At 43.0% G+C, this 24,306-nt stretch carries 15 protein-coding genes and 1 pseudogene; 8 read left to right on the forward strand and 8 right to left on the reverse strand.

Translation table 11 applies throughout. The features are described 5' to 3' along the window. Positions 1–66 precede the first annotated feature (66 nt). The 6 genes from H8B06_RS14165 to H8B06_RS14190 all read left to right on the forward strand — a co-directional run bounded on the left by H8B06_RS14165 (position 67) and on the right by H8B06_RS14190 (position 11,255). Entirely contained in the window at positions 67–1,266 is a 1,200-nt protein-coding gene (locus H8B06_RS14165) for an ROK family protein (RefSeq protein WP_190994918.1), read from the forward strand. Beyond that, positions 1,263–4,508 (forward strand): SusC/RagA family TonB-linked outer membrane protein, encoded by a 3,246-nt coding sequence (locus H8B06_RS14170; RefSeq protein ID WP_190994919.1) that lies wholly within the window; start codon positions 1,263–1,265, stop codon positions 4,506–4,508. Before H8B06_RS14165 ends, H8B06_RS14170 begins: the two co-directional genes overlap by 4 nt. 29 nt (positions 4,509–4,537) lie before the next feature. Next, positions 4,538–6,139 carry a SusD/RagB family nutrient-binding outer membrane lipoprotein gene (locus H8B06_RS14175; protein ID WP_190994920.1) on the forward strand — a complete coding sequence of 534 codons (1,602 nt, stop codon included), beginning with the start codon at positions 4,538–4,540 and terminating at the stop codon, positions 6,137–6,139. Between the two features lie 66 nt (positions 6,140–6,205). Further along, on the forward strand, positions 6,206–8,749 hold the full coding sequence (locus H8B06_RS14180; RefSeq protein WP_190994921.1) for a carboxylesterase family protein: 2,544 nt from the start codon (positions 6,206–6,208) through the stop codon (positions 8,747–8,749). A 21-nt stretch (positions 8,750–8,770) separates the two neighbouring features. Further along, a complete protein-coding gene (locus tag H8B06_RS14185) occupies positions 8,771–10,213 on the forward strand; it encodes an alpha-L-fucosidase (protein WP_190994922.1) in 1,443 nt (480 codons plus the stop codon). Positions 10,214–10,220: 7 nt separating this feature from the next. Continuing rightward, positions 10,221–11,255: a sialidase family protein gene (locus H8B06_RS14190; protein WP_190994923.1), complete on the forward strand. Its 1,035-nt coding sequence runs from the start codon at positions 10,221–10,223 to the stop codon at positions 11,253–11,255. A 29-nt stretch (positions 11,256–11,284) separates the two neighbouring features. On the opposite strand, the gene H8B06_RS14195 is transcribed toward H8B06_RS14190, so the two are convergent. From H8B06_RS14195 to H8B06_RS14210, 4 genes are read right to left on the reverse strand one after another with little or no spacing between them, the layout of a single operon-like run. Further along, a complete protein-coding gene (locus tag H8B06_RS14195) occupies positions 11,285–12,358 on the reverse strand; it encodes a family 10 glycosylhydrolase (RefSeq protein WP_190994924.1) in 1,074 nt (357 codons plus the stop codon). After that, a complete protein-coding gene (locus H8B06_RS14200) occupies positions 12,351–13,445 on the reverse strand; it encodes a carbohydrate-binding family 9-like protein (protein WP_190994925.1) in 1,095 nt (364 codons plus the stop codon). The genes H8B06_RS14195 and H8B06_RS14200 overlap by 8 nt, the downstream gene beginning before the upstream one ends. Then, entirely contained in the window at positions 13,445–15,817 is a 2,373-nt protein-coding gene (locus tag H8B06_RS14205; RefSeq protein WP_190994926.1) for a glycoside hydrolase family 3 N-terminal domain-containing protein, read from the reverse strand. The genes H8B06_RS14200 and H8B06_RS14205 overlap by 1 nt, the downstream gene beginning before the upstream one ends. Positions 15,818–15,839: 22 nt before the next feature. Beyond that, a complete protein-coding gene (locus H8B06_RS14210) occupies positions 15,840–18,125 on the reverse strand; it encodes a GH92 family glycosyl hydrolase (protein WP_190994927.1) in 2,286 nt (761 codons plus the stop codon). Positions 18,126–18,377: 252 nt separating this feature from the next. Between H8B06_RS14210 and H8B06_RS20980 the strand changes: the two are divergent. Together H8B06_RS20980 and bla are read left to right on the forward strand one after the other, a co-directional pair. Continuing rightward, positions 18,378–19,406 (forward strand): annotated as a pseudogene (locus tag H8B06_RS20980) (alpha-L-fucosidase); the annotation flags it as partial. Between the two features lie 726 nt (positions 19,407–20,132). Then, positions 20,133–20,840: a BlaB/IND/MUS family subclass B1 metallo-beta-lactamase gene (bla, locus tag H8B06_RS20985; protein ID WP_190994942.1), complete on the forward strand. Its 708-nt coding sequence runs from the start codon at positions 20,133–20,135 to the stop codon at positions 20,838–20,840. Between the two features lie 72 nt (positions 20,841–20,912). On the opposite strand, the gene H8B06_RS14225 is transcribed toward bla, so the two are convergent. The 4 genes from H8B06_RS14225 to H8B06_RS14240 form a co-directional block, all read right to left on the reverse strand. Continuing rightward, positions 20,913–22,418 (reverse strand): S41 family peptidase, encoded by a 1,506-nt coding sequence (locus tag H8B06_RS14225; protein ID WP_190994928.1) that lies wholly within the window; start codon positions 22,416–22,418, stop codon positions 20,913–20,915. A gap of 153 nt (positions 22,419–22,571) precedes the next feature. Then, positions 22,572–22,853: a pyrimidine/purine nucleoside phosphorylase gene (gene ppnP / locus H8B06_RS14230; protein WP_190994929.1), complete on the reverse strand. Its 282-nt coding sequence runs from the start codon at positions 22,851–22,853 to the stop codon at positions 22,572–22,574. 34 nt (positions 22,854–22,887) lie between these two features. After that, positions 22,888–23,463, reverse strand: coding sequence for a biliverdin-producing heme oxygenase (locus H8B06_RS14235; protein WP_190994930.1), 576 nt, complete (start codon positions 23,461–23,463; stop codon positions 22,888–22,890). Positions 23,464–23,534: 71 nt separating this feature from the next. Beyond that, complete coding sequence (locus H8B06_RS14240) at positions 23,535–23,855, reverse strand: DUF6686 family protein (protein WP_190994931.1); 321 nt, start codon at positions 23,853–23,855, stop codon at positions 23,535–23,537. Positions 23,856–24,306 lie beyond the last annotated feature (451 nt).

The raw sequence follows: 24,306 nt of genomic DNA on the forward strand, positions 1-24,306 counted from the left end.
TAAATACATATATATTTACGACAGCTAAGTAAATAGGAAAAACTACACAATAAACATATAATCACCATGGAGAGCCTAAAACTATCTATCTTACAGGCTTTATATTTTTCTCCGAACCAGTCTATTGCGGAATTGAGCAGTCAGATTGGCAAGAGTATCCCCCTGATCACGAAAGCGATTAATGAACTTCTTGTTGCCAAACTAGTTATAAGTTGTGGTCTGCGGGCATCTACCGGTGGACGGCGTGCTATACACTTTATGCTGAACAGTGACAAACAGGGGTGTATTATCGTTGTGGCTATGGATCAATATGCTACCCGTATTTCTGCCGTTGACCTCGCCAATCAGCAGCTTCTGCCTACGAAGAAAATATCGTCTCATTTATTGGATGACCCAAATATTTATACCAAAATAATCGCCACGTTGACGACGGTTATTTCTGAATTTTCAACAGATAAAATCTTAAGTATCGGCATTACGATGCCCGGCTTTGTAGATTCAAAAAAAGGCATTAACAACTCGTTTTCACCACAATCTCCTTTATATAATCTTCGTGAAAATATTCAATCACATTTCGAAATCCCGACTTACCTGGAAAATGATTCTGCCGCAATAGCCATTGCAGAAAGGAACTTCGGCTTGATCCAGGACGCTCCAGATGCACTGGTCGTCAACTTAAACTGGGGTGTCGGTCTAGGCATGATTGTCGACGGCAAGCTTTTTAAGGGGCATAGTGGCTTCGCAGGCGAGTTTAGCCATATCCCTTTGGCAAGTGAAGACAAACTCTGCTCATGTGGCAAAAAAGGTTGTCTGGAGGTAGCCGCATCGTTATTATGTGCTATTGAATATATCATTGACGCTATACAAGAGGGACAACCTTCATCGCTGGAGGCGACCTACCATCAGCACCAAAATATTTCATTGGAGGATGTTTATGAAGCGTACGTCAGGGGTGATCAGGTAACAATTATCGCCATCAGGAAGATAGCTTATATGTTGGGAAAAGGTATAGCAACACTTATTCATATCTTAAATCCCGAAACCATTGTTATTAGTGGAAGGGGTGCTATGTTTGGAGATGTATTATTACCCCAAATTCAATCGTCCATTCAAGAATATTGTATACCGCGCTTGGCAAAATACACATCCATCCAAATATCAGAAATTAAGGATATCCAATTGCTCGCATCGACCTGCATAGCCGTGCAACAAATGGATTGGGACATACACACACACAACAAACAATTAACTAATGTAAAACTATGAACAAATTTTACAAACAATGCTGCAGTTTAATGTTGATTATGCTTTTTAGCGTAACAACGTTATTTGCACAGCAGACCGTTACGGGGAGAGTGACGGATGCAAACGGAGCACTCGCCGGCGTTACTGTCGCTGTCGTCGGCGCCACGGTAGCTGCGCAGACAGATGCGGATGGACGTTATTCCATTCAGGCCAATAACGGCCAGACCTTGAGATTCTCGACTGTTGGTTACATTTCACGTGAACTAACCGTATCTGGCGCGAGCTTGAATGTAACGTTACAGGAAGATGCTGGGGCGATTGATGAAGTGGTAGTTACGGCGATGGGGATTAGCAGGGAGACAAAAGCCCTCGGTTACGCTACCACGACTATCTCTGCAAAAGAACTAACAGAGGCTGGTAACACGAACTTAGGTTCCGCACTTTATGGCAAAGCGCCTGGGGTACAGATTTCCACGGCTCCTGGTGGCGCGTCGAGTGCGGTTAATTTGCAAATCAGAGGTATCAATTCGCTTAACTACAATCGTCAACCTCTCTATGTTGTTGATGGTGTAATGATCAGAAATGACCAACAAGGAGGGTCTGCCGGCGTTAACAATACTGGTGGTATTACCAATCCGGGAGGACAAGCGATTTGGTCAGACAACCGTATCCGTGGAAATGGTATGCTTGACATCAATCCAAACGATATTGAGTCACTGACAATTCTTAAAGGCGCTAGTGCCACCGCTTTATACGGTTCAGATGCAGCAAGTGGTGTTATCGTCATTACGACAAAAAAGGGTTCTAAACAACGTGGTCTTGGTATCGATTTTAACTATACTGGTTCGGTAGAAAGCGCGGCTTTCTTGCCTAGACTACAATATGAGTATGGACCAGGATATGATGCCGCGACAAATCTTCAAGCAGGGGCTACCGAAGAAGGTTGGATGACCAACCCCTCATATCCAGGTGAACGGTTACTAAACTACAATGCCTGGGGACAATTCGGCCCGAAATATGATGGTCAGGATGTAAGGTGGTGGGACGGCTCTATACGTTCATATTCTGCGAATAAGGGAAATTATAAGGATATATTTACAGGTGGGCACAACAGCAACTTTAATGTAAGCTTATCCAACCAGACAGACAAACTGAACTACAGGCTATCCGCGTCTAATATGGACTACAAAGCCATAGTACCTGGCAGTAAACAAAACAGAAGCACATTTAATCTGAACAGCAATGTCAAACTACATGATAATTTAAACTTTGATGTGATAGCCTCTTACGTCCATACTAATACCAAAAACAGACCTGGTTTGATGGGCGATGTTTTAGGATCATATGGTGGATTCTTTAGTGGAGCCGAAGATGTTGCGAAAATGCGTGATCAATTATACCAAACCTCTGACGGGTATAAATTTTCACCTGTTGGCTCTAATAGACCAGAGGAATTTCCGTTAGCTTATAGAGGCGTTAATTTGCTAAACTATTTTTGGCAACAACAACGGAATGTTTATGCAGAGAAAGAGGATCGTTTCATTTCCAGTGCTACGATGAACTGGTCTATTATTGACAAACTTAAACTTAGAGGACGTTTAGGTACCGATGTCACTTCGCGCAATATTGAAAATAAGGAACATAACGAATACGCTACTCGATTCAATGCAACAAACAGTACAGGTAAATATGAAGTTTCGAAAGGTCTTTACTCCATATTATATGGAGATGCCCTCCTGACCTACCAAGAAACTTTATCTGATGATCTCGAGTTTAGTCTAAGTGGTGGATTCCAGTCTAGGATGGAGAATTATGATGATCAAATGTCTCGTACTGAAGGTGGATTAGTTACCGCAAACTGGTTTAGTTTAACGAATACTTACGCGCAGGCAGTCACTACCCATACGCGTAAAGAGCTGTTAAAGTACGCGTATTTTGGACTAGCCAATTTTGCATTCAAAAATTATCTATTTGTTGAGGCTACGGGGCGGCGCGAGTATTCCTCTGCTTTACCATCGGAGAGCAACCCTTACCACTATGGTTCGGTAAACACAGGGTTCGTTTTTTCCGATGCATTTGAATTACCACAGTTTATAAACTTCGGAAAGCTTCGCGCATCTTATGGTGTGGTCGGAAATGACGCTCCTATGTATGTCTCAAATATCGCGTACAAACAATCGGCATTAATTACCGGAAGAGGACCTGTTTCAGCACTGAATGTGAATGAGAATTATGGTAACTTAGGATTAAAACCGGAAATGAAAACCGAGGTAGAAATCGGTTTAGACCTGAAGTTTTTCAATAGTCGCTTAGGTCTAGATGCCTCATATTATAAAAATAATATTAAGGACCAAATCATGCCTTTATCAAATGCGTTCTCTACTGGCGCGGTTACACAAATTGTAAATGTAGGCAAGATTTCAAATAGAGGTTGGGAAGTATCGTTGACTGGCACCCCTGTTATAGGAGAGAATTTCTCATGGAATACAAGATTGAATTTTGCGAATAACAAATCAAGACTAGAGGAGCTTATCGATGGGGTTCCACGTCTTATCTTTTATGATGCAGACCAAAGCTCTATACGCATAGAAGCTCGTCCTGGTGAAATACTAGGAAACATCTACGTACATCCTAGATCCACTAATGCCGATGGACAGTTCTTGATCTCCGATGAGGGAAATTACATCATGGATAAGAGTACTTACATTAATGCGGGTAATATTATGCCTAAAGCAATCGGTGGTTTAAGCAATACCTTCAACTACAAAAACTTCAGTTTAGATTTTACAGCAGATTATCGATTTGGTGGGCAAATGGTTTCAACTCCTCATAAATACGCTTATGGCGCAGGAAGGTTAGAAAGTACACTAGATTATAGAGAAACAGGTATCGTCTTGGATGGAGTAAATGTTAATACCAATCAACAAAATGATGTACGGTTAAGTGGTGCTGAATATTATATGAATAACTTCTACTGGGGGAACGATGCATGGAATGAAAAAGCCGCCGTATTGGATAATAATTTCATTAAACTACGCGAAGCCGTTATCAGTTACCGAATTCCGAATTCTTTTAGCGAACGGCTTAAACTGAATAATTTGAGAGTATCTATTATTGGCCGTAACTTGTTTTATTTCTATCGCACCATAAAAGATATCGACCCAGAAGCTCCCGTCGGTAACTACTGGTATTCACAAGGAGTGGACATCGGATCTAATGCAGCAACGCGTAGTTTTGGATTTTCATTAAACGCGAGTTTCTAGTAGAGCTAAGAACATAAAAATTTATAAAGATGAAAAAACTATCATATATAATCTACACGGCCATCACGCTCTTGTCTGTGGGGCTATTCCAGTCGTGTAAGACGGAACTGGACAATAAATATCTTGACCCCGAACAAACGGATATTCCTAATATTAGGGCATTCATGACACAGGTACTAAACAATTCTAGGCTTCGCTCCGAATATTGGCATTACAGAACTTTCATTTTAATGCATCACGCACGTTATACCCAAACAACGTATTTTGCAAATAACAATACAATGTATCAGCAGCAGGATGCATATACGAATGACTATTGGCGGGACTTTTATTCGCCTGGAATAATGGGTGTTTATCGGGCAATGGAAAGAACATACAACGCGTTACCGGATGGAGAAAAAAGTAGCTATGATGCTTTTATGTTTGCAGCTCGTATTGTTTTGTATGATCAAGCCTCCAAACTTGTCGACAACTTTGGAGACATACCATTTAGCGAAGCCGGCAGCTTGCCCTCATCTGACCAAATTTCTTTGGGTAAGTTTGATGATCAGAAAGAATTGTATAATTATTTTATAGAAGGGCTTAAAGATGCGGCTACATTCTTCAAAAGCTATACAAGTACACCAGACTTCAATCGTGCAGATATCTTAAATGATGGTAACGCGAGAAAGTGGGAAAGCTACGCAAACTCTCTACGTTTACGACTATTAATGCGTATATCGCAATTTGATGAAAACCGGGCAAGGACAGAAATTATGGAGATGTTGAATTCTCCAACAAATTACCCGATCATTGATGGAAACAACCAAAGTTCCTATGCGGTAAATAATGTTGATGTATTGAACAAGAGATTAAATACATATACATCAAGCCTTATCGATGCATTACGGGAAATAAACAGCCACTATGCCCCGGATTATATGTTAAATACGGCACTTAAAACTGCTAACGACCCCAGGATTCATGTACTGTTCGACAAATACGGAAAAACCGTATCAGACGTCTTTACTCCAAACACTGATTATCAGGCACTTCCTATTACAACAACGGAAGCAAATGCAAATACAGAGTATGGTACAGCATCGCTGAGAAGATATGCAGTGGTAGACTCTGCTACAGGATGGATAAATAATGAGTTGCCAGGTATTCTTATGACTGCTTCCGAAATAAACTTTATTAAAGCCGAAGCACATGAACGCTGGGGAAACACATCCGATGCAAAAACTGCATACGAGACTGCTGTTAAACAATCCATTAATTTTTATTACTATCTTAATAACAATTCATCACATGCCACTAAGGTTGACAAACCATCCGATGGTGAAATAGATAATTTTGTTATAACTTCTAATATAAAATATGAAGGAAGTGCCGTACAGAAGTTACAGCTGATAGGAACACAGAAATGGTTGCATTTCGGTTGGCTACAGGGAGAACAAGCTTGGGCTGAATATCGAAGAACAGGTTACCCTCTATTACCTGCATTTCCTATATCTAACCTAAACGGTTTCCAAAATCCTCCAGTTCGTTTAGTCTATCCCTCGAATGAGGTGACCAACAATAGTGAAAACTATAAGGCTGTACAAGCAAAAGATACCCGTGACACCAAAATATTTTGGGATGTAAATTAATAAAAAATATAAATAGTAAAAGAGCCTGGGAAATCAGGCTCTTTTACTATTAACACTTCGTACACTATGAAAAAAAAAACACGTTATATTCATTATTTTTTCACCCTATTCACGAGCATCTTCCCTTTCTTTAGTTACGCCCAACACAGCATCCATCAATTCAAAGAAGCACTCTACATAACCCTACCCCAGAACTACGGACGGGAAGCCATATACACCGACGAGTTTCTTTGGAATTACTACAACGGTACTGTTGCCGAGCCGAAAGCAGGACAAAATATCGTAGGCAAGCCAGCTGCCGAACAATCAACTTGGATAACACTCATAGCAGACACTTCCGGATTTTTTAGGCCCAATCCGGGGACAGGTGGCAATCTTCGCAGTCCAAACAACCCCGCCGGTCCAGGTCGGTTAGAACGAGTTACAGCATCTACCAACCAACGTACAAACTTTCAACGACGTGGGATCAGAACAGGTTACCTATATACCACCTACTACTCCGATAAATCACAATATGCCGTCCTTAATGTAAAAGGCAACAGCGCCGTACTAATAAACGGAGAACTCCACGCCGGAGACCCTTACCGTATGGGCTGGCTGAATATACCTATACAGCTCAAAAAAGGAACAAATAAATTTTATATCCGCGGTATGTTCGTAAGCGCACAGCTTCATTTTCCCGTGAAACCCGTCTATATACAAACGGAAGACATGACACTCCCCGACGTGGTATTGCAAAAAGAAAAAGAGCAGCTCGTTGCGGGGATGGTAATCGTCAATTCTACCGGAAAAACACTAAAAGATCTTCAAGTAGAAAGCACAACCGATGGCAAAGCTGCTGTAACCGCTGTCCCCACTATCCCTCCTTATAGCAGCAGAAAGATTCCCGTGATGATTAATGCTTCACGTATCAATCAGGTCGGCGAAGTCACGACTCACGTAAGCCTATCCAGAAAAAATAAAATACTAGATGAGCAGCAGATTAGCTTACGTTCTATGGAAGCCAATAAGCCATACCGCGTTACCTTCATCAGCGAAATCGATGGTAGTGTGCAGTATTATGCTGTCCATCCCGCCATCGGTGGTGAAAAACCAAACGATGCGCTTTTCTTCTCTGTACATGGTGCCGGTGTAGAGGCCATCGGACAGGCGCAGGCTTACAAAGCTAAAGATTGGGGAACATTGGTAGCACCGACCAACAGACGCCCCAGAGGGTTTAACTGGGAAGATTGGGGTCGGCTTGATGCTCTCGAGGTATTGGCACTTGCTAAAGAAAAACTCCAACCCGATTCCCAGCGCATTTACCTCACCGGTCACTCGATGGGTGGACATGGGACGTGGTTTCTTGGAGCTACATATCCCGAAAAATGGGCAGCTATCGCCCCCTGCGCCGGATACCCGACCCTCAAAGGATATGGTTCAGCTGATGGGATCGTGCCCGAGAATGGTCAAAACGAAATGGAGAACACCTTGCTACGTGCTAGCAATCAAAGTGACGTCATTGCCTACGCCAGCAATTATAAGCCCTTAGGTGTTTACGTGCTTCATGGCGATGCTGACCGGACTGTACCTGTACATCATGCAAGACAGATGCGGGAGGTACTTGGTCAATTTCATCCAAACTTCAATTACTACGAATACCCCGGCGGATCACATTGGTATGGGGATGAAAGCGTCGATTGGAAACCTCTATTTGACTATTTTAAATGGCATAAACGCCCGGTAGATACAGCCGTCCACAGCATAGATTTTAAAACAGCAAATCCGAATATCTCATCCTCTTATTATTGGGCATCCATTATCCAACAGCAGAAACCATTGGCCTATTCCCATATTGCTATAGATAGAGATGTTGAAAATTTGCAGGTAATCGGGAAAACGGATAACGTGGAGTTATTGCAGTTAGATCTCCGCATCTTTCCAATAGGACAGACGATTAAAATCACATTGGATAGCCTGAACGAAATCCATTACGCACATCAGGACGACCAACCTACCATCTATCTACAAAAAAAGGATAACAGTTGGCAACTTGTAGAACATCCTCCGAAAGACGATAAAGGTCCCCATCGCAACGGTATCTTTAAGGAAGCCTTTAATCACCGCATGGTTTACGTATACGGCACCAACGGAAACAAAGAAGAAAACAAATGGGCCCTAGCAAAAGCTCGCTACGATGCGGAGTCTTGGTATTATCGGGGGAACGGATCCTTCGATATCATTCCAGACCATGAATTTCAGGCGGATCAGTATACGCATCAAAATATCATCCTGATAGGCAACGAGAAGACAAATAGTGCTTGGTCAGATTTACTAAAAGATTGCCCAATCCGGGTAGATGCATCAGGCGTACTTGTGGGTGATACATACTACGAAGGCGATGATCTTGGCGGATACTTTACCTGGAAAAAACCAGCTAGCGATACACATACCGTGGGCGTCATCACAGGCACAGGCATAAAAGGTATGCAGGCTACTACCGCTAATCAGTATTTTGCGGGCGCAAGTGGATTTCCTGATTACATGTTCTTCCGTTTTGACATGCTAGAAAGCGGTTCTGACGGTCTTGTAGATGTAGGATTCTACAACAATCAGTGGAAAATTAAATAATTTGAAATATTATAGATAAACATGCTGAAACACAATCGAAAAAAAAATCTAATACTGGGCTTCATCAGTTTATGTTGCCTGTCGACCTATTCCCAAGAGCACAATGTATCCGCAGGCTACCAAAAGCCCAGTGACCCACAGGTGCTGCAAAATCTCGAGACCTGGCAGGACCTTAAATTCGGCCTCTTTATGCATTGGGGAACCTACAGCCAATGGGGCATTGTCGAAAGCTGGAGCTTGTGCCCGGAGGATGAAGGTTGGACTCAACGCAAGCCCCAACATGGAGAAACATATTACGATTATATCAAGAATTATGAGAACCTCCAGAAAACATTCAATCCCATAGATTTTAATCCGCAGAAATGGGCAGATGCGGCTAAAGCTGCTGGTATGAAATACGTCGTCTTTACTACAAAACACCACGACGGCTTTGCGATGTTTGACACCAAAGAATCTGACTACAAAATCACGTCGCCTAACACACCGTTCTCCATAAACCCAAAAGCCGACGTTACGAAGGAGATTTTCTCTACATTCCGAAACGAAGGCTTCAAGATCGGCGCTTACTTTTCCAAACCCGACTGGCACACCGAATACTATTGGTGGCCTTACTTTCCTCCAAAGGACCGTAACGTGAATTACGACCCGTTAAAATATCCCGACCGCTGGGAGAAATACAAGACATTCACCTATAATCAAATAAACGAGTTAACATCCAACTATGGAAAGGTGGATATTCTTTGGTTGGATGGCGGTTGGGTAAGACCGTTCAAAACGATCGACCAAAACGTCGAATGGCAACGCACCATCAAAGTAGAGCAAGATATCGATATGGATAAGATAGGTGGAATGGCACGCAAAAACCAACCGGGCATCATTGTGGTGGATCGAACAGTTCCGGGTGAATGGGAAAATTATGTAACTCCCGAACAAGCGATCCCCGAACATCCCCTCGATATCCCATGGGAAAGCTGTATCACTATGGGCAATTCATTTTCCTATGTCCCGAACGATCATTACAAACCCACTCAGAAAATCGTAGAAACATTGGTCAAGATTATATCCCGTGGGGGAAACTACCTGTTGAATATCGCTCCGGGACCCAATGGCGACTTTGATCAAGCGGCATATGACCGGTTACAAGAGCTATCTTCCTGGGTGGCTATTAATGAATCCGCTATTTATGCTACCCGTGCAGTTACTCCTTACCATGAAGGAGATTACTATTACACGCGCAGTAAAGATTATAAAACAATAAATGTATTTCACCTTTCCGAAGACAATGATTATCAGCAACCGGAAACATTCCAGTTCACCATACCAGAGAATTTTGAGGTAAAAGATGTAAAACTCTTAGGCTATAAAAAGAAGATAAAATGGACTAAAAACAACGATACAATGGTGGTTAAAGTGCCCAAAATGGACGCAAAGTATGCCACAGTTATTCAATTAATCACAAAATAAAAATAACATGAAGCAACTCTTTACCATATTTCTCTTTCTCGTCCACGTTGTTGCATGGTCTCAGCAGCCTAACCTGAAAATAATAAAGGAAGAGTTGCTCTTTCAAGAAGGTCAGTTTTTTAAACAATGTCATGCCTCCACTATCGAAGAAACAACAGATGGCCGATTGCTTGCCAGCTGGTTCGGCGGCTCTCATGAAGGCAATGAAGATGTCGTTATCTGGGGAGCATCATTTAACGGCAAAGAGTGGTCTACTCCAGTAATCTGGGCCGATGGATTAATCGAAAAAACTAGATATCCTTGTTGGAACCCGGTGCTTTTCCGCGCAAAGGATGAGCAAACAGTATATCTCTATTACAAAGTTGGACCAAACCCAAGAGAATGGTGGGGAATGATGAAAAGTTCTGAAGATGGTGGTAAGACCTGGAGCATTCCAAAGAAACTTCCAGATGGTGTATTTGGGCCAATTAAGAATAGGCCACTCCAACTTGAAAACGGCGATATAGTCTCCCCTTCCAGCGTAGAAATCAGTGAAGACAGATGGGTCGCACATATAGAAAAGAGTATAGATAATCAAAAATCTTGGACGGTATTTCCCATAGACCATCAATCGGCATATAATGTTATCCAACCGAGCATATTATTGTACGACGAGGGTCAGCTACAGGTGTTGTGTAGAAGCAAAGAAGGCGCTGTCATGAGTTCGTGGTCCTATGATCAAGGTGAGACTTGGACTCCTCTAGTAAAAACTAATTTGATAAATCCAAATTCAGCTACAGACGCTATTCGTTCGGACAAACATTTCTTCATCGTTTATAATCCTGATATCCCCGGAAAAGACTGGTGGGAAGGACGAACAAAACTCCGCTTGGCCTACTCAACAGATGGCATACAATGGACAGATATCTTACAACTCGAAGATCAAGAAAACGGAGAGTTCAGTTATCCCACCATTTTCGAAGACAATAAAGGCTTTTTACACATCACTTACACTTACGATCGTAAAAACATCAAACATATTCTAATACAAAAAAATAGATAGCATGCACGTATCATCCAGATACAAAAATATTATCTAAAAGATCGAAGCAATTCAATCGTTGCAGTATCAAAATCTGATTCGCCAAACAAAGATACACCAGCTGCTCCATTATCCTTCGCCAGGATAATTCCCTGTCGCAATTCCTCCAGATTGCTAAAATCCGGCAAATACAACCCGGCATATAGCGGAAATTTACCATGTATCCCTTCTACACCTTCCGCAACAGCCGTGCCGATCCAATGTATAGGTTCTTTGTAGAAACCATGATAAATCATTGGAAAAACGCCCGACAGATTCCAGTTCGTCCAATCCTGCCGTACAATCCGACGTGCCAAATCCGGTGTAGGAAATACCGCTGCCGTGACCGGTTTTCTATATTCTTTAGCCACCTCACAGATACGGTTGACTACTTTAGTAATCTGCCTATAGCGGAAAGACCGCCAAGATAGGCTTTGTTCCGGACGTTCCACCTTATCGATATCAATGCCCGTTTCCTCCAAAAACGCATTCTTGCTAAATTTACTATAACAAAAATCATATGCTGGTAATTCGGCAGATTGATCCAAATCGTAGTTCGTCCATAGATTAACCGGTAGAACCACATCCGGATAACGGATATAATCCAGATGTAGCCCGTCCACATCCTCTTTTTCCATTTGTTCCCTTGCCTTTTCCTCTAGATATTTCGGAACATCGGGATGCGAAGGGCATAAGAAACGGTAATACCCCACATAGGGCGGTTGGTCTGCACAGGATTGCCCTAAACGGTTGACCGCATAATATTCTGGGTGTTTTTCCAAAAGTTCCTTTTCTCCGCGGTTCATCGTCCACATCCAACGATGGGTTTCCAATCCATATTCTTTCGCTAGCTGAAAATGTCGTTTACTGTAATCTTCAAAAAATATGCCCCTAATTCCAGCATCTCTATAACTTTGATAACGCTTTTTAAGTTGAACCTCCGTCTCGGTATCCTGCGGCCGCACCCATAGCCAAAAATCAAATAATAGCGGGCTCCTATTAGCCGCCCATAATGCAGTGGGCTTTAACTGTAACGCAGCGATTCCCAAACCCGCCGCCTTAATAAAATTTCTCCTACTATTCATAATTAATCCTATAATGTCCAAAATTATCCAGTATCACTGTGAAATGACTTTCTAAATCTTTTACTTCTAAAACATACCCTGCTTTATAACTGTTTATAAAAATCTCACAACACAAATCGTCGGCATCCTTCGCCAATAAATGCCGCCCCTCCTCCAATTCTTCTATGCTATCTGCGAAGTACTTATGCTCTTGTTTATATAACTGCTGTAAATAAAAAATATTCCACGCCATCTTTTCAGCACGATATGACTTCGGCAGGCTAACCTCTTGAAGCGAATCAATAAATTTCACGTATCCCCACCGCTCCGGATAATGCATGTTGATAACCCCTATTGGGGACCACACCCAGTTCTCCTCCGGCAAAAGCTTACCATCCTTAACCTTTCTGGCATATTCCCCATGATGGACTTCGTGCTGCCACTGTACACGCGAAAAATTAATCCTCCAATAATCATTTACATTCGGAGCTGCCTTGCTACTGAAAGTAGTTAAAGATTTAAAGGGAATAGCCATTTCAACAGCCCAATATTGATCCCTATCATTGGCATTATTTAATGTACCCTCAACATGAATCGCAGATTTTAAATTTTTGACATCCCAATGCATCAGCGCATCACCTCCCAAGCGGTACGGTTTTGGCATTATCAGATCCAAAATCGTATTCAAGGGATTGACTTCTATCTCATAATAAAAGGACTGCTGTTCAAATGGCTTTATGAAAATTTCAAAATCGTTGTCATGATAAATAATGGTGTCACGTTGTGTCAAGCGTCCCCAAACATGAGGCTCCTCCATCCTCGCATAGATATAGAAGTGCTCGTTATCCCACAGCATTTTGATCTTTGTGGTGTAAGGAGGTTTTGATTTCACATCACCTTCGATGTCGGTAAATTCTTCCGTCCAAGGTGTCAAATTCCATACTTTTTCATCGTCCCGACCATCTATCTGTATCGGAACATCAATTTTCATTATACCATAACATGATGGCGCTTTTTGCATATTTTCCACCTGGACCAGCGTTTGTGCACGAACAAAATATCCGGACAACAAGATGGGCATAAAGGCAAAGAGTAAACGTAATTTCATTAAAGCGTATAATCCTTTTCTAAGACAAATGTTCTTTCTAAACGTATATCATCGGAAGAAGACCCCACCAACACCTTAAACCTCCCCTTTTCCGTTTTCCATTTCCGGTCTGTTCCCCACAACTTCAAATCCTCTTTTGTCAGTTCAAAAACAAATTGATGCGTTTCTCCCTTTTTGACCAATTGGCGTGTAAAACCCCTTAATTGTTTAACTGGCGTAACCACGCTACTCACTTCATCCACCACATAGAGCTGGGCCACCTCTTCCCCATCTCTACCACCGGTATTCTTTACCTCAAATTGAACCCTACAAATAAAATCGTCATTTTCTTCCTGAACGTCAACCTGTAAATTATCATACGCAAACGCCGTATAGCTTAGACCATATCCAAAAGCAAATAAAGGCTTTGCATCAAATTCTATATAATCATGGTGTTTCGGTTTGACGTGGTTGTAATATACCGGTAACTGACCGACAGACTTTGCAATCGATATAGGCAACCTACCTGCCGGGTTATAATCACCAAATAGGACATCCGCGATCGCCAGTCCACCTTCTTGCCCGGGATACCATGCATTGACAATAGCCGGAACGTACTCGGCTGCCCAGTTCAAGTTCAACGGACGCCCCATAATGGTCACTAACACGACCGGTTTTCCCGTAGCCACGATAGCCTGCAGCAATGGTAACTGATCGCCCAGTAAATCCAATGTTGCGCGGTCAAATCCTTCTCCGCTTTCCATATCGCTGACAGAAGTTTTCCCACTTTCCACATTTGCCGCACCTGTGGCCTGATAGGATGTCTTAAAATCCCGTGCGCTGGAACCACCCAATACCACAATAGCAACATCAGCCAATTCCGCAGCCTTTACAGCAGACGCAATATCCGTTGCACTTGTATCACGGATCGCACAACCTTTAATGTAATCCACATCCGTATCCTTAGATACCGCCGCACGAACGCCTTCTAACACCGTTTTTATTTTTTCGTCTGGTTGCGGGGCCGTATAATCGCCTAATTGATTATATATATTATCGGCATTGGGTCCTAACACCACGATACGCCTTAAAGACTTACTAAGCGGCAAAAGATTGGTCTCATTCTTTAGTAAGACGATAGCCTCCCGGGCTACCTGTCTAGCCATAGCCGTATGTTCCGAAGTCGCGACCTTTTGTGCTACTAGATGCTCGTCGACATAAGGTCGTTCGAAGAGACCGAGGGCGAACTTTTGATATAAGAGGCGTGCAACGGCACGGTCCACGTAATGCATATCTACTTGTCCCGATTTTACAGCCTCCAATAAGTTGTCCCCAAAACCCGAACCGCTCAAATCCACATCTAGGCCTGCTTCTATACTTTGTTTTGCCGCATCCACAGCGTTTATTGCTGTCGCATGACTGCCGTTCAAGCCCGAAATACTCAACAAATCTGAAACTACGAATCCCTGAAAATCCCATTGCTTCCGCAATACCTCATCCAATAGCCAAGGATTTGAAGAACAAGGAATACCATCAATCGAATTATAAGCCGTCATGACCGAACCGGCACCAGCCTTTACCGCTTGCTCAAAAGGCGGTAAAAAACTTTGGAGCAGCGCCCGTTCACCTACACTCACACTACCGCCATTGTGACCACCTTCCGGCACACCGTAGGCTACAAAATGTTTAAGCGTAGCGATTATCCTATCCTCTTCTCCCGACACGCTTCCTTGAAATCCTTTTACCATGGCTTTGCCCATCTGTCCTACCAAATAAGGGTCTTCGCCATAAGACTCTTCTGTACGAGACCACCGCGGCTCTCGCGCCAAATCCAATACCGGACCATAGCCGTTTTTACCGCCCACGGCAAAGGTCTCTTTTGCGATAACGGATGCCATCCGTTCAATCAATTTGGGGTTCCATGTGCTCGCTTGTCCGATTGCCGTGGGAAACACCGTGGCTCCGATTGCCATATGCCCATGTGGAGCCTCTTCAGATAACAACAACGGAATTCCCAAGCGCGTACTATCCACCATGTAACGTTGGATCGCATTCGTGGCTTTGGCCGCTTCCTGCGGACTTAAACCATTATCCAATGTCTTTTGCGTCCAAGGATCTGCCCTTAACGTCGCCCAAAGTAACCCGATATGCTGCGTCTTGACAGCCTCTTTAAATTTTTCACTCACGCGGACACCCGCCACATCTTTCTCATACATCTCCCACCCCAACAATTTGGAAAGCTGTCCCACTTTCTCCTCCACCGTCATACGTCCTATTAAATCACGAACGCGATCTTCAATAGGCAATTGGCTATTCTTATAAGGTAAAACTTGCGCGTGAAGACCCGCTCCCAAACAAATTAATCCGCTTAACAATATATATTTTAACTTCATCCGTATATTTTTAAAATTAAGCTTAACGTACAGACATAGGTCTACTTTCCACTTCTACACCAAACGTAGCCGAAGGCGTATTTCCCATATCGAACTCCAAACGTCCACCTTGCATGAGATCTTCATACGATATGTAAGATTGTGTATAGGGCTTACCATTAAACCGAACCTGTTGAATAAATTTATTTTCTTTGCTATTGCTATGCGCTACAAGTTCCAAGGTTTTTCCTGCACCCAAGGCAATCGTTGCTTTATCAAACAACGGGCTTCCAAAGATAAAGGGACCACCGGCGGGCGATACTTGATAAAATCCCAGAGCCGACATGACATACCAAGCTGACATCTGCCCGACGTCTTCATTACCGGAAAGACCGTCCACTTGATCCGTATACATCGTCGCCAAGGTTTGTCGGACACGCTCTGCAGCTTTCCAGGGCTGGCCTGCATACGGATACATATAAATGACGTGATGACTTGGTTCGTTTCCATGCGCATATTGACCGATCAATCCGCTGATGTCCGGTGAAGCATGCTCGCCTAAATCACCTTCCACCACGAACAACGAGTCCAACTTCGTAATAAATTTATCCGTTCCTCCAAAAAGATCGATAAATCCGTTGACATTATGCGGTACCAGCCAGGTGTATTGCCAAGCATTACCTTCCGTATAATCATTGGCAAGGTGTGCCGAATGGAAAGGATCAAATTCTTCGGGTCTGAAATTCCCTTTGGAGTCTACACCCCGCAAGAACTGCAAATCTTTATCGAAATAATGTTGGAAAGCATCACTACGCTTGATAAAATAATCATAATCCTCCTGCTCTCCACGCAACTTCGCCACTTGTGCCAAACTCCAATCGGCGATAGCAAACTCCAATCCTTTTGCTACCGATTCTACCTCTTCTTTATCAAAAGGCACATATCCGTATTGCTTATGCCAGTTCAGACCACGATCATCCTTCATGGCAGAAATCTTCATCGCCTCATAAGCCAAATTTTTATCAAATCCTTCTATACCTTTCAGATAAGCGTCAGCCACAACGATAATCCCAGGATTACCCACCATACAATCTGTCTCATTTCCTACAAGATGCCAAACAGGCAACTTTCCCTGTTCCTGATAAATACGCAACATACTGTTGACCATATCCGAAACACGCTCACGGTGTATGATACTCATTAAAGGATGTGCAGCACGATAGGTATCCCATAACGAAAACGTTGTATAATTTTCACCCGAACCCAATTTATGCGGTCTAAAATCGCTCCCCATATATTCCCCATTCACATCACTGAAGACCGAAGGTGCAACCATGGTATGATAAAGCGCGGTGTAAAAAATCTTACGCGCAATGGTATCCTCCGTTTCAATCTGTACTTTCCGCAATTGCGCATTCCAAGCCGCATCGGCAGCTTGTTTCGTTGCCGCGAAATCCCATCCAGGAAGTTCTTCCTGCATATTCCCTTTAGCATTCGCTATACTGACCGGCGATATCGCCACCTTCACATAAAGATCCTGGGGTTCTTCTGTTTCCGCGAAAACGAGTGCCGCATAAGCACGGGAAGCTGTTACCGTATTACCTTTCTGAACAGTCGTACTGTCCGCCAGTTGAAAGCTAGCAACCGGCTGCGAAAAGGTAGCTGTAAAATAAATCTTTTGGTTTTTAGCCCATCCCATTGAATATCGATACCCGGAAACAACAGTGTCATTCTCTATGGTTATCTGACCTTCTTTCTCCCCTTCCCAACCAATACCAGCATCCAGATTAATCAATACCTTTGGTGTTTCATCCTTCTTATAGCTATATTTGTGAAAGCCTACACGCGACGTCGCTGTCAGTTCTACATCTACATTAAACCGATCTAGATGCACCGCATAATAACCGGGCTTGACGCACTCCGTATTTCGATTAAACAGTGAATAAGCTCCAGTTTCGTCGTCACCATGCTCTCCCCGGTCAAACCGTATATCACCCGTAAAAGGCAATAACACGATATCGCCCAAATCACCGATTCCCGTACCACTCAAATGTTGATGGGCAAATCCAATAATTGTAGAATCGGAAATATGATACCCCGATACCCAATCCCAACCAGCTGAAAGATTAGAGGGTCCGAGCTGAATCGCTCCATAAGGAACATTCGCCCCAAGAAAGACATGCCCATGTCCTCCGGTGCCGATATAAGGGTCAACATACGCCGTCAGCGAATCTGCTTTTTGAAACCCCGAGCCTATATTACACGCCCCTAAAATTCCAAGGGTTCCCCCAATAAAGGTCAGTTTTGTTACAACATTTTTAAAATTCATCCTATTTAATTTTGTCGAAACCACAATTGGCTTTCGCTGCTTGTGGCACACATCCTATTTTGTTGTCCTAAAATAACGTTTTAGCAAGTAACAAAGGTAACTTTAGTCACTTTTTTACATTTCTAAATCACTTAGAACCTATTGTCACTTTTAGACATGATCTGTCCTGAAATAATTCGTAACGAAAATATAAGGATAGTCTTCATTTTAAGTATTAGAAACCCTATTTTAGAGGCTATAAAACCGCTGTATATGTATCAAAGCAATCTTAAAAATCACCTTACCATCATATTATATTTCTTCAGTTTTTCAATTGTTTCAGCCCAAGCATCCCGTACCGAATGGTTCGAGGAAGCGCGCTATGGAATGTTTATTCACTGGGGGCTATACAGTGCTGCCGAAGGACTATGGAAGGGTGAGCCACTCCGTTATGCCAACAATTACGCGGAGTGGATCCGATATCGGAATCGTATTTCCAAAGAAGAATATGGCGACCTAGCAAAGCGTTTTGTATGGGACAGAATCGATCCAGAAGAATGGGTCCTACTCGCCAAGAAATCGGGCATGAAATATATTATCATCACTTCAAAACACCACGATGGCGTAGCTCTATGGAACACCAACATCGGTGATTATTCCCTACCTAAACTGTCTGGAACGAACCGTGATGTCATCAAAGAGATTGCCGACGCCTGTCGCAAACATGATATGAAGCTCGGATTTTATTACTCTCATTGGCTCGATTGGGAACACCCCTATGCATGGGATCATAATCAGGAATTAACCGGACATGTAACGGACGAACAGTTTGACCAATACTGGCAAGAAAAAGCTATCCCGCAGATGCGGGAACTTTTGACCAATTATGGCGATATCGCTATCATGTGGTTCGATATGTGGATTCCCTACGAGAAGACAATATTTAAACGAGAGCAGCTGGAACAAGCAGTTGCTCTTATCCGCGAACTACAACCTAATTGTCTGATCAATTCCCGTCTCGGATTACCGACTGACGCCAAATATATTGATTTTGAGACATTAGGAGACAATCAATTTGGCACGAGCTATGTTGATCACCCCTGGGAGACACCCGGCACGATTGCCCATTCCTGGGGTTACAACGGGCAGGAAAAAGAGTGGAAATCAACCGGTCAACTTTTTGAGTCATTGATCAGCAATGTAGCCCTCAACGGAGGTTTCTCGTTAAACATTGGTCCCAGAGCCGATGGCGCAATACCTTATGAAAGTATCAGCCGCCTCAACGAGATCGGAAAATGGCTTGGGCAATATGGCGACGCGGTGTACAATAATACCGGGCTTGATCTGCGGTTTGATCAGCACGACTGGGGTAAGATCACTAAAAGTAGAAAAAGTAATACGGTTTATCTCCATGTATTCAACTGGCCACTGGACGGCAAGCTTCGTTTATCGGGAATAAACAGTAAGCCTCAAAAAGCAGAATTATTATCCGTCGAAGGAAGTCAACCGCTATCATTCGAGCAACATGGCCCGTTGATACATATAAAATTGCCACAACAGCAGAGCGACCCTTTTGTATCGGTTGTACGATTAACCTATGACAATATCGTAACATCTCCGACTATTGTAGCAGAATCTACTTTCGGCGGATTTGCCCTGACGGGGCAGAACGTCGCAAATAGCGGCAACCTTAAACTTTTGAAAGCGGATAATACACGTCCGGCTCATGTACAGACAGCTGGCGAAAAAATAACCTGGGAACTGTATCTTCCGGAAGCAGGCACTTACCGTATTGATCTATCAGCCCACAACCCCACAAACGAAAACATTCCCCTGTCGGTAAGCGTAGGTGACCATACGTTGCGCGGTTCTATTGCACCAAATGGAAAAGTAGTCGCCGAACCCAACGAAAACAATTACACCGATGAATTTGTGGACAACCACATCGGCGAAATCATTGTCGGTCAAGCCGGCCAATACAAAGTGGAATTTCAAGTAGACGGAAACGAAGAATTATGGCTAAACCGGATTTGGATAGAAAAAGTGAAAGGTATCAAACAAGCTAGACTATCTGGACAAGAAAAACCCTTAATTATAGAACAGATTAACCCTAGCCTCTACCTCTACACTACGTATCAAGAATATGAAGGCACAAAAGTTTCAGCAAATGCGCTATACCTTATCACAAAAAGGGGTGTATTGCTTTTCGATACCCCATGGGATCCTTCCCAATATCAACCCCTCTTAGATAGCATACAGGAAAAACACGGTCTGCCGGTCATTGGCGTATATGCTACCCATTGGCACGAAGATCGCGCAGGAGGTTTCGGTTATTATAACAAAGTTGGTATCCCGACTTACGCAACAACGCGTACAAACGAACTATTGCGCGCGAATGGTAAGTCACTGGCCACACATAGCATCAAAGAAGGTAAGACTTATTCTATCGGCGGAGAATCTTTTGTATTTGATTTCTTCGGTCCGGGACACTCCATGGACAACGTAGTGGTCTGGTTTCCCGATTACAAAATACTGGACGGCGGCTGCTTTATCAAAAGTGCCGACGCGAAAAACCTGGGCTTTACGGGTGATGGCAATGTCAAAGAATGGAAACCTTCTATGGCAAGATTACTGGCCCACTATCCAGCGATCAACTTAGTGATACCTGGCCACGACGATTGGAAAGCTTCCGGACAGCATATTGAAAACACCTTTCAGCTTTTGAAAGAGGACTAAATGCAGTATGTATGATAAAATGAACCAATGGTGATATCTCTTAGTCCGAAGTATTCCCATTGAGCTTCGTCCTTACTCTTTTTTCCATTGCACACGGTCTTCCACTACTCCTTTAAACCCGGAAACGCGGTATCCCGTTTCTTCGGTTTGTACTGCCTTTGGTAAAGCCGTGCTCCGGAGGGAAGCCAATGTACCGCTTATGTCCGATAACACCATCGATAAGCTCGCTTCGCGAACATCACCGAAGTCATAACCAATATCATCTGTGGCAGGGATATCGGGTATAATGCCATCATAATAATCTCCTTCTCCGTCACCATTACGGATATGGAAACTGCTGAAATAAACCGTGTATTTATCGATATTGACCCCAAAAAAACCGACGGGTTTACCATAAGTTGTCGTACCTACAATCTTGACGTCCACATAAGGCCTGAATATCTGTATCAACATTTCGGAAGCCGAAGCTGTGTTACCACTCACGATAAAATATACTTTCTTCAAGGACTGGAAGTTTCCTGTTTTTTGGAAAATCCTGGTATTCCTCGTGGTACTGTAGTCCACATCATGATACGTCGCCGGGCGTCCTTGGATCATGACAGGTTTGCCATCTGCGTCATAATAGGGCTGATTTTTGAGGATAGTGGCTTTACCCTGTTGCATGGTCTGATTAAAATGCTCGGCATACATCGTTTTACCATTCAGCGTGGATGGAGCCATCAGGTTGCCGAGGGTTTCGACCACCTTAACGTATCCACCCGTATTGTACCGCAGGTCTACGACCAATGTTTCTACAGATTGCGAGGCAAAGGTCTGGAATACATTTTCCAGATCCTGTTCCAGACCCTCAACGTTGGCAAATCTTGCCAATGCAAGATAACCTAGTTTTTGACTATTGGATTCTATCACCTTATTTTTCAAGACACCATTGCTCGAATAGAGCCCCTTTCTTAGTGAAGCTGTTTTGGTCATACCATCTGGGCTTATAGCTTCCAAGTTGATTTCGGATTGGCTTATTAAGGTACGTACCATTCCGGTAGTGGTAATCTCTACACCGTTGATACGGAGAATACGGTCACCACGTTTAAATCCTGCATGATGGGCAACTGAACCGGGATTAACATACAATAAGCGTACATCTCCCGACGCATATTGCCCTACTTCAAAACCATAATCGTCACCGATGCCTTCCAGTGATACGGCGGCCAGCTGACCCGATGATCCATTACCCGAAACCTCCATATAAGAATATTTCAGACGGTTGCTTCCAACGGGGTGTTCATAAGGTGTACCGTTATCCCTTCTTGCATATTGCAGGAGGTTGAAGAGGCAATTTCGGTAGGAAGCTAAGCCAGACTCCGTTGTATATTTACGTGGGCTGAAAGCATCATATCCAGGCAATGCGGTATTCCACAACCATATTTCATTGGCATACATATAGATCGAATCGAGTGTTAGCTCGGTGCGATCATTTGTAGGCGGTATGTAACCATAAGGATCGGATATATCATCGTCCTTTTTACAAGCGGCAAACGCCAACAAAAGTACAAATGCATAGTATTTGACTCTTTTCTGCATTTTTTCAATAAATAAAAAGCCAAAAACGACCCGCTATCCAATTCGTTCAATACGCAACTTTCTAAAAGCGTATCTTATAAATTGGTGTTAGCAAAATAAAGCAGTGGCAGCATATCCACTTTATTATCTGGTCAATACCATAACTGATTACGATTAATCATATCGACACAGGTACGACGTCTGTGTAGCAACCTTTACCTGAAAAGTAGAATTTCCTGGCACGTCAAAGCTATTTCCATCTCCGTAAGTTGTCCAAGTATCTTCACCTTGCAGCAACACTTCCATTCGGCCTTCTATCACGATCATGGTCTCTGCACTTCCCGTGTTGAATGTATATTCTCCTGGCTCCATAACGCCCACGGTTGACTTTCCATTAGTCCGTGTGTATCCAAGAGACTTTACACTTCCTTCAAAATACTCATTTACCTGTATCATATTTCTTTGTTAAATCCGTTTAAAAAAAATCGTGCTAACCCAGCCTAGAACTTGCGAGAAGATCAGCACCATCAAACACATCTCCAAATCTACAAAATGTTTCGTTTGCTGTATCAATAGCTTTTACCTTATCCAGTTCATTTTCGGGCAGTGCATTCAGCACGGCCGTAAACGAACCCCATTTCTGTCCGGATTCTGCTCCGTAACCGCTAAAAAAGGAAAAACCTTTTTCTATACCCTTTTTCTGCAACATCTGCACGATATATGGCCCGCCCATAATAGAGCCTTCCAGTACATACAACGCGGCCATAGCCTGCACAGCATCGTTGACTTCCGGGGCAATGGCGACAGGCAATTCATCTGCCGCTCCCCCAAGCGCTTCGATATCCGCCTTGATATAGGATGAATTTCGACGTTCCCGGTAATCCGGCAATACCGTCTCGATATAAGGTGCTATAGCTTTTTCCACCGCCTTGAAATACGTGTAAAAGCATTTCAATAATTCTACATAGTCTGCATCATTGCTAATGCCCTTGATACGGAGTACTACTTTTTTCTCCGTTTCTTGATGACCTACTTTTGTGGCCTCTTTGATTTTTGCACTTAACATATTATCTCTCTTTTTAAATTATCTATTCTTAATCAGCTTCGCTGAACTCACTGCGTTTTGGTCATCTACTCTCAGTTCTCCATTATCACATACACCTCATGCATTAACAATGCCTGCTCCATGGCGTCCCTGAAATCCGAAAATTCATTTTGCCCCAGTGCAAAACGTATTTCGGGGCTAGGCGTATCAATGATGACTTTCCATTCACCGCCGGGGAATTCTACACAATCTGCCTCAAACAGGATTCCATTTAGGAATTTTGAAAAATTTCTTAATCCTGTAATGCCCAACCGCAGGATGAGGTTGTTGTGCCATATATGTATGACTCCACAACACGCCGCCTGTGTGACGAGTGTTTCTCCTACTTGGCTCAATGTTCTTATATGGCACATGTAACTAATGGATTATATCTGAATTATTGAAGGATGTCAATGATCATTTTCTTATAGTCGTTTCAACAATTTCATATCGCTGTCATAATAATGAATGTAAAACCTATTTCTCAATAACAGTAACGCTACCCAAATTTGAAGATATAACACCTTGGTTAGCGAATACAGTATATGATTGAAGCATATCATAAGGACCAACGACGGCATTTTCGGGTACTTTAACAGTGACACTTGTTAAAGTATAACTCTCTATGATCAATGGTTGGTAAAAAAGACTCGCTTCTCCCAGTTTAAACATTCTCATAGATGAGAGGGACCTAAGTTCTGGAGTTGCTACCTTTAGTGCGAGACAGATTTAATAAGTAATTTTAAATTTGTAGAGATGCATAGAAAGTTTGATGATTCATTTAAGATAATGGCGGTGGATCTGAGCGTTGTTAGAGGTTCGGTG

The organism is Sphingobacterium micropteri, assembly GCF_014692515.1.
Lineage (GTDB): Bacteria > Bacteroidota > Bacteroidia > Sphingobacteriales > Sphingobacteriaceae > Sphingobacterium > Sphingobacterium micropteri.